General features: G+C 26.6%; 8 protein-coding genes. 6 read left to right on the top strand and 2 right to left on the bottom strand.

Annotated features, from left to right (window positions below; genetic code table 11):
• Positions 1-992: 992 nt before the first annotated feature.
• Together AVANS14531_RS08495 and AVANS14531_RS08490 are read right to left on the bottom strand one after the other, a co-directional pair.
• Positions 993-1,493: a hypothetical protein gene (locus tag AVANS14531_RS08495; protein WP_336612075.1), complete on the bottom strand. Its 501-nt coding sequence runs from the start codon at positions 1,491-1,493 to the stop codon at positions 993-995.
• A gap of 2 nt (positions 1,494-1,495) precedes the next feature.
• Positions 1,496-2,530 carry a sialidase family protein gene (locus AVANS14531_RS08490; RefSeq protein WP_336612074.1) on the bottom strand — a complete coding sequence of 345 codons (1,035 nt, stop codon included), beginning with the start codon at positions 2,528-2,530 and terminating at the stop codon, positions 1,496-1,498.
• 166 nt (positions 2,531-2,696) lie between these two features.
• On the opposite strand from AVANS14531_RS08490, the gene AVANS14531_RS08485 reads away from it, so the two are divergent.
• The 6 genes from AVANS14531_RS08485 to AVANS14531_RS08460 all read left to right on the top strand — a co-directional run bounded on the left by AVANS14531_RS08485 (position 2,697) and on the right by AVANS14531_RS08460 (position 7,321).
• Positions 2,697-2,945, top strand: a complete 249-nt coding sequence (locus AVANS14531_RS08485) for a hypothetical protein (protein WP_239818032.1) — start codon at positions 2,697-2,699, stop codon at positions 2,943-2,945.
• A gap of 193 nt (positions 2,946-3,138) precedes the next feature.
• Positions 3,139-5,271 (top strand): TonB-dependent receptor domain-containing protein, encoded by a 2,133-nt coding sequence (locus AVANS14531_RS08480; protein ID WP_336612073.1) that lies wholly within the window; start codon positions 3,139-3,141, stop codon positions 5,269-5,271.
• A 45-nt stretch (positions 5,272-5,316) separates the two neighbouring features.
• The gene (locus AVANS14531_RS08475) at positions 5,317-5,865 is read left to right on the top strand and encodes a PepSY-associated TM helix domain-containing protein (RefSeq protein WP_336612072.1); all 549 of its coding nucleotides are present in this window, start codon (positions 5,317-5,319) and stop codon (positions 5,863-5,865) included.
• 8 nt (positions 5,866-5,873) lie between these two features.
• Positions 5,874-6,296 (top strand): TonB-system energizer ExbB, encoded by a 423-nt coding sequence (exbB, locus tag AVANS14531_RS08470; RefSeq protein WP_336612071.1) that lies wholly within the window; start codon positions 5,874-5,876, stop codon positions 6,294-6,296.
• Complete coding sequence (gene exbD, locus AVANS14531_RS08465) at positions 6,283-6,657, top strand: TonB system transport protein ExbD (RefSeq protein WP_336612070.1); 375 nt, start codon at positions 6,283-6,285, stop codon at positions 6,655-6,657. The genes exbB and exbD overlap by 14 nt, the downstream gene beginning before the upstream one ends.
• Positions 6,626-7,321: a TonB family protein gene (locus AVANS14531_RS08460; protein ID WP_336612069.1), complete on the top strand. Its 696-nt coding sequence runs from the start codon at positions 6,626-6,628 to the stop codon at positions 7,319-7,321. The genes exbD and AVANS14531_RS08460 overlap by 32 nt, the downstream gene beginning before the upstream one ends.
• Positions 7,322-7,348: the final 27 nt, after the last annotated feature.

Below are 7,348 nucleotides of genomic sequence, written 5' to 3'. Positions count from 1 at the left end.
TTTTTATCCTTATTTGTCTAAATGGGGATTTTAAAGGTTTCAAACCATATTTTGCTAGAATTAGGTTTGAAAGTTTTAAAAATAGCGATTTAGCTAATGTTTTTAGTGGGTTTCAAACCATGTTTTGCTAGAATTAGGTTTGAAAGCCTGCTAGCGTGGGTGGATTTTTTATAAACTCTTTGTTTCAAACCATGTTTTGCTAGAATTAGGTTTGAAAGTTAATAAAAACAGCAAAAGAACACATACAAGAAATAGTGTTTCAAACCATGTTTTGCTAGAATTAGGTTTGAAAGACCTAGACAAACTTGTCTAGCTTGTAAGGATTTGAGCTAACTTAAAGTTTGCTTATTTTTCCATTTTGAAAATTTCGGCAAAAAACAGCCGTTTTGTGGAAAATAAAAAATCTTTAAGCTTAAGGTTAAGATTTTTAGCCTAAAATATCAACTCAAATCTAATTCTAGCAAAACATTCAAGAGTTTGAAATCACCATAAGGTTGGTAAAATATCGGGTAACTGGCTTAGCTACCCCGATAAACTTTTATTAAATAGTGAAAGTCAATTTAGAAAAAAATATAAATGAATTAAAATATATTTTTATCTTAAATGATAAAATGTAAAAGTTTTAAATTTATTATAATGATATAAATATTATAAAGCTTATTTTTTAATCAGTTAAAAATTTAAAACTTAGATAACTACAAAAATACTTATAAAACTAACGATTTAGGATATAGATTCTTATATTTAAAAGAAATATATTTATATAAAATATGGTTTGAAAATATTATGAATTTGTAGAATTTGAAATAGGAATTTGAATGTATTATATTGTTTGAAGTTTTGTGCTTAAGATTAGTTTTTAGTTATGTTAATAATTAGAGAGAATGTATTTGTTTAATTTGCTTATATTATTACTTATAAATTCCGAATTCAAATTCCTATTTTAAATTTTTTAAAATTTTCTTGGAATTTGAAATAGGAATTATAAAATATCAATTATTTTTAGCTCTTATGATAATAAAAATAAAAGAGATGAAAAGTGATAAAATATCAAAAAATAAATTAAATTTATTAATCACAAGCATACTTAAAAATAACGAAAATAAATAAATTAAAGCAAGGTTTTTATTAATAAAATAAGCAATCAAGCAGATTATCATAAGTGCTATTACATTAAAGCTACTATAAATATCAACGCTAATTATATTCAAATAAGCAAGTAAAAAAATAAAATTAATGCAAAACACAAACAAAGAGCCTTTAAAATCTATATACCTAGTTTGCTTAAAAATAATTAACATTAGCAAATAAAGACTAATTATGCTTATATTTGAGAATATACTATAAGTAAAATCATTTATGCTTAGCTCATTATAGATATTTATGTTTGTAAGAATAATTATAAAAAACATAGTAATAATTGACTTTATAGAATATTTCTTCACAAAAATTGCAAAAATTGCTAGATAAAGTAAGGTATAAAGAGCGTGCATGCTTAATCCTTTAATAAATATTGTTTTAAATTAATAAAATCACGATTATGTGTGTAAGAAATATAAAATGAATTATCATCATTAACAACACTTGCATAACTCATTTCGTCTCCTTTATCAATATCATAAAGCTTTATAAAATTTGAGTTTTTGTCCATTAAAGCTAGGCTTAATGTATTTCGCATGCCTGTTAAATCACTATTATAAACTAGATAGATTTTATTGTTTGCATTAAATAAAGCCACTGAATTATCATAATTTTTAAGATTTGATTTTACTAAATCACCACATTTAAAGTATTTATCGCAAGTTAGCGTATATAAATCATTATTAGCCTTTCTATCAGCTCTAAAAGTAAATAAGATTTTAGAATTATCTAAAGCCACAACGCTTGGTTGAAACAAGCCATTTTTGTTTGTAATCTTGTTAATTTTTAATAATTCTCCATTTTCATCAAAAACTAAAGCAAGAGAATATTTATTCAAAAGTTCGTGATAAATAGGCAAAATAAAGCCTTGTTTATCGCTAAAGCTAATATTTATAGCATTGTTTTTCACCAAATGAGAGATATTTAAATAAGGGCTTAGATTAAGGCTTTGTTTAAACTCAAAATCAATTATATTTATATCGCTTACATAATGATATATCTTGCTATTTGCCCAGCCGCCAAAACTAACGCCTACAACAAATAAATGAATTTTATCACTGCAAGTTACAAGAACAGGATTTCCTAATTTTTTGATATATTCTTTAGTATCACTCATGAGTTTTTGTCTATCTAGTAAAACAAATGCGTCACTGATTTTTTCATTATCTTTTAGATTTGCATATATTTTTACATCTTTAGCACCTTCTTTAGAGCCTGCAAAATAAGTAATTAATAAATAATTATCTTTAAGCATTGTAAGGCTTGATGAGTGAAAACTTTTTTGATTTTTGGAGTTTGGGATTTGCTCGCTTTTTTCTTCTTTTATGTTTGTTTTTTGAAGGTTTTTATTAATCTCATATTCTAAATTTGAAAAATACCCCCCCCCCATGCACAAATTATTGTGCTAATAAAAAATAAAATAAATTGTTTCATAATTTCCTTTCAAAATGATTTTGCTTAATCTAATACATAATTATTAATGTTTAGATTAAAAAAAAGAATTTGAATAATTGTTTAATTAGTTTATAATGTTTAAAACTATTAAAGGATTTAACATGCAAAAAGAAAAAAGAACTAAGAAGTTTTTAAACTCAGTAGATATTACATTTTTTTTATTTTTATGCTTTTATATTAGCATTGACCCATATCAAAACGGAATAAATCAATCAAACATCGCAGCATTTTTACCAACAATTGCGGTTTTACTTTTAATGATTGCAAAAAACTTAAAAGAAAACGAAGTAATAGACCTTGAAAACAAACTAAAAGAAAAAGAAGAAGAGCTAAACAAACTTAAAAAGTAAATTCCTAATTCAAATTCCTTTAAAAAATACACTAAATTTTTAAAGGAATTTATTAATAATCATTATAAGAATTAATATATTTTAATAATTAATATAACTTTAATTAAACAATAAAAATTAAAATGATAATAAATTTTAATATTAACTCTTTTTATTATAGAATATCATTTTAATTATCAACTAAGGAGAAATCTTGAAAAAATCTTTTAAACTATCATTAGTTTTATGTTTAATGGGAGGGGGTATTAATTTAGCAGCTAATGATAATGCTACACTTGATACTATCGAAGTAAATGCAGAGTCTATTGGTTACGCAGAAGTTGATTCTATAAAGATATCTAGTAAAAACGCAGGTGCAATTAGAGATGTAATGAGAGATATACCAGGTGTATATGTAGCAGGAACAAATCAATTTAATCAAAAACTTTATATGCGTGGTGTAAATGATAGAGGTATTAATATTACTGTCGATGGTGCAAGACAGCGTGGAAATATATTTCATCATTCAGCTGATTTAGTTTTAGATGTGGATTTGTTAAAGGCTGTAAATGTTGGTGTAGGTGTATTAAGCGTAGCAAACAACTCAGGTGCTTTAGGTGGTTCGGTTGCATTTAAAACTGTTAATGCGTTTGATTTACTAGATGGTGATGAAAGTTTTGGTGGTAAGTTTAAGACAGGTTATGCAAGTAATAATAAAGAATGGCAAAAAAGCTTGATGTTATATGGTAAAACTGATAATAATTTTGGTCTTTTAGCGTATATTAATCACAAAAATTATGGCTACGGAAAAGATGGAAATGGTAATGATATCGGTGGAAAAGGCAATGATTTAAGCTATTTATTTAAAGTAAATTATGATAAAGATGAGCATAAAGCAGGTCTTAGCTATGAACATACTGAGTATAAGGGCGATTATCCTTTTAGAGGTGAGTTTGGAGGCTCGGTTGCATTTGATACAAATGGATTAAAAGCAGGAGAAAGAGCTCAAGCAATACTTCCTCAAAAAATGCAAAGAGATACATATACATTTAATTATAATTTCAATCCTAGTGAGCTTATTGATAGCGAATTTAGAGTTTATTATACAGAACATAGGCTTATTAAAGATGAAGTTCCAAACTATGCAGAGTTTAAAAAATCTAGTGGTAAAGCATATTTATCAAACGATGGGGTAAAAACTATTGGTGCTTATCTTAATAATAAAACAAAAATAGAAAGCGATTTGATAAATCAAGAATTATTTTATGGACTTGAATGGTATCAGACAACAAGTTTTAGAAAAAATCATGCAAATATGCAACTAGGAAGTTTATCTTATGAAAAAATAAATAAAGATAAAACTAAAGAAACAATAACAATCCCAGAAGCATTAGCAGTAATTCCTACAAAAAATCATCCTAAAGAAGTAGCGAATAACCTTTCAGTATTTTTACAAGACACTATACAAATCGGTGGTTTAAGCATTATTCCTGGTGTTAGATTTGATAGATTTACAATAGATAATTATGGCAAGAAAACTCAAGGATTTAATAACTTTAGCCCTGCATTAGCACTTGATTATAAAGCTGAAAATGGTCTTAATGTATTTGCAGGGTATTCAAAGGTATTTAGAGGATCTGATCCGATAGAAGCTTTAAGACTTAGTGAAAATACATTTAATACAAATTATGTTGATGAGAATTTAGAGCCTGAAACCGGAAATGCATATGAAGCTGGATTTGGATATAAAAAAGCTTTTGATGAGCATAGTGTTAATTTTGTAGCTAAGTATTTTTATACCGATTATAAGAATTTGATAGCAGAAAATATTTGCACTAAATCAACAACAGATGAGCACAAGAATACTATTTGTTTAGAAAACTATAATCGTATGAATATGGGTAAATCTAATGTTCGTGGGGTTGAATTGTATGCTGCTTATGCTTATGAAGATTTTAAAGTAAGTGCAAGTTATACACATCAAAAAACAAAGCATGAAGATGATAAGAAAAAAGGTGCTGTAATGGCATATAGTGATAGTGGAGATAAATATACATTTAATGTTGAATATTTTGCAAATCCTATTGATACATTATTTGGTTACAACTTAATCGCATTTGCGGGTAAAACATTGGATGATGGAACCAAAAAAGCAGGTTATGGAGTAAGTGAAATTTATGCAAGTTACATGCCATCATTTAACAAAAATCTTGAAATAAATTTTAGTGTTAGTAACTTGTTTGATAAAACTTATGTTTCACATTCGCAAAGAAGATTTGGTGTTGAAACTGCAAACGATTATGAAGCAGGTAGAAATATCAAATTAGGCTTTAGCTATAAGTTTTAATCACTTAGGAAAAGTTTTTTAACTTTTCCTAATTTAAGGATATAAATGCAATTAATTAGCAATAAAACTTGGATGAAAATACATTTGTATTTAAGTTTGTTTTTCTTGCCTATGGCGTTAATTTACGCTGTTACAGGTGCTTTTTATATTTTCGGGTTTAAAGTAAATGCTGGAGCTAGTGTAGTTTCTATGAAGCTAAATGAAAATATTAATAAAGAAAATGCAAGAGATGTAATGCTTAAATTAATTAAAGAGAATAATCTTAAAATCCCTGATAATACAGAATTAAGATTTAATAAAAACACCTATGTATTAGGAAATATTAAAAATGCATATTTTATAAGAGTTATAGATAATAAAGCTGAATTTTTAGCTTATGATAGGAGTATTTATGGGGTACTTTTATTGCTACATAAAGCTCATGGTGGTGTTTGGTTCAATGTGCTTGCCGTTGGTTTTGCTGTTGCTTTAGTGATTTTTTATATCTCAGGGCTTTTTTTAACAGCGTTTTGTAAAAGAGATAAAAAGGGTGCTTTAATATCTACAATTTTAGGCATTGTTATTACAGCATTATGTGTTTATTTTAGTATTTAGGAGAAGAGATGGAATTTTTAAAAGAATATTTGGATTATTTTGTTTTTGCTATTTTGTTTTTTATGAGTTTTTTAGTTTTAGTATTTAGTATTGAAAGGCTTATATTTTTTAGTAATGTAAAGGTAAATAATTATAAAAATAAAGATGAGTTAGAAGTAGCACTTAGCAAAAATCTTACCTGTCTTTACATCGTTTATCAAAATGCACCTTATATCGGGCTTTTAGGCACGGTTATTGGAATTATGATTACTTTTTATGATATGGCAAATGCTGCTAGTATGGATGCAAAAAACATTATGCTAGGGCTTTCACTTGCTCTTAAAGCAACAGCACTTGGACTTGTTGTAGCAATTCCTACTCTTATGATATACAACGCTTTTAATAGAAAAGTAGAAGTAAAATTAGCAGAGTTTGGCAATGAGAGTAAATAAAGAAGGCTTAAATCTAGTTCCATTCATTGATATTATGCTGGTTTTGCTATGTATCGTGCTAAGTGTTAGCACTTTTATAGTAGAAGAAAAAATCGCTATAAACTTACCAAAATCAGAAAATAGTGTAAGTGTAGAAGATAAGCAAAAGACTTTTATTAGTATTAATGAAAATGGTGAATTTTTTTACAATGACAAAGCTTTAAACTACGAAGAACTAAAGTCTAGCTTAAATAATATAAGCAAAGATGAAATAATTATTTTACGCTCAGACGAAAACGCTAGTTATAAGTATTTTGTAATGGTAATAGATTTGTTAAAAGAATTAAGACATGAAAATTTCGCTATTGCAACACAAAAATAAAATCGCATTTTTTATCTCCTTTTTAATTCATGCGATTTTGTTGGTGTATTTTTTAAAATTCGATGTAAAGGCAAGTGAGATTAAGAATGATAAGGCATTATCGGTGCTTTTTTATACTCCTAGCGTAGCGGTTAAAGAAGAAGTGATTAAAGAAGAGATTATAGAAGAAGTTAAAGAAGAGATAGTAGAAGAGCCGCTAGCTATTAAGAAAAAACATTTCAAAAAGCCAAAAAAAGAAGTTAAAAAAGAAAGAAAAAAGGAAGTAAAAAAAGAAATTAAAGAAGAACAAGTAATTAAAGAAGAAGCAAAACAAGAAATAAACGAAGTAAATAATCAAGTAAGCAATATAAAGGATAATAAGCCAAGCAATGAAACAATGGCTGGTGGAAATACTAAAGATGAGCTTATATCTCATATACAATCAGTATTGAATAAAAGTGCTAAGAAAAATTATCCTATGAGTTCTAGAAAAAGAAGAGAACAAGGAATTGTGGTTGTTGGATTTACTTATGATTATGGAAATGCAAGAAATATAAAAATTATCAAAGCATCAAAATACGAAAACTTAAATCAAGCAGGTATTAAAAGCGTAGAAAATGCTAAATTTAAAAAATATGATAGAGTTTTAGATATTAGCGTTCCACTTAAATTTAGCCTACATTAAAATAAATTCCTATTTTAAGAATTTGAA

It is taken from the genome of Campylobacter sp. Cr9 (assembly GCF_020138295.1).
GTDB lineage: Bacteria > Campylobacterota > Campylobacteria > Campylobacterales > Campylobacteraceae > Campylobacter_E.
The sequence above is the reverse complement of the archived record's forward strand: the minus strand, read 5'-3'. Positions and strand labels throughout refer to the sequence as shown.

Excerpts from the sequence above, each read along its gene's own strand:
- AVANS14531_RS08495 (WP_336612075.1), bottom strand. The coding sequence starts at position 1,493 with ATGCACGCTCTTTATACCTTACTTTATCTAGCAATTTTTGCAATTTTT.
- AVANS14531_RS08490 (WP_336612074.1), bottom strand. The coding sequence starts at position 2,530 with ATGGGGGGGGGGTATTTTTCAAATTTAGAATATGAGATTAATAAAAAC.
- AVANS14531_RS08485 (WP_239818032.1), top strand. The coding sequence starts at position 2,697 with ATGCAAAAAGAAAAAAGAACTAAGAAGTTTTTAAACTCAGTAGATATT.
- AVANS14531_RS08475 (WP_336612072.1), top strand. The coding sequence starts at position 5,317 with ATGCAATTAATTAGCAATAAAACTTGGATGAAAATACATTTGTATTTA.
- exbB (WP_336612071.1), top strand. The coding sequence starts at position 5,874 with ATGGAATTTTTAAAAGAATATTTGGATTATTTTGTTTTTGCTATTTTG.
- exbD (WP_336612070.1), top strand. The coding sequence starts at position 6,283 with ATGAGAGTAAATAAAGAAGGCTTAAATCTAGTTCCATTCATTGATATT.
- AVANS14531_RS08460 (WP_336612069.1), top strand. The coding sequence starts at position 6,626 with ATGAAAATTTCGCTATTGCAACACAAAAATAAAATCGCATTTTTTATC.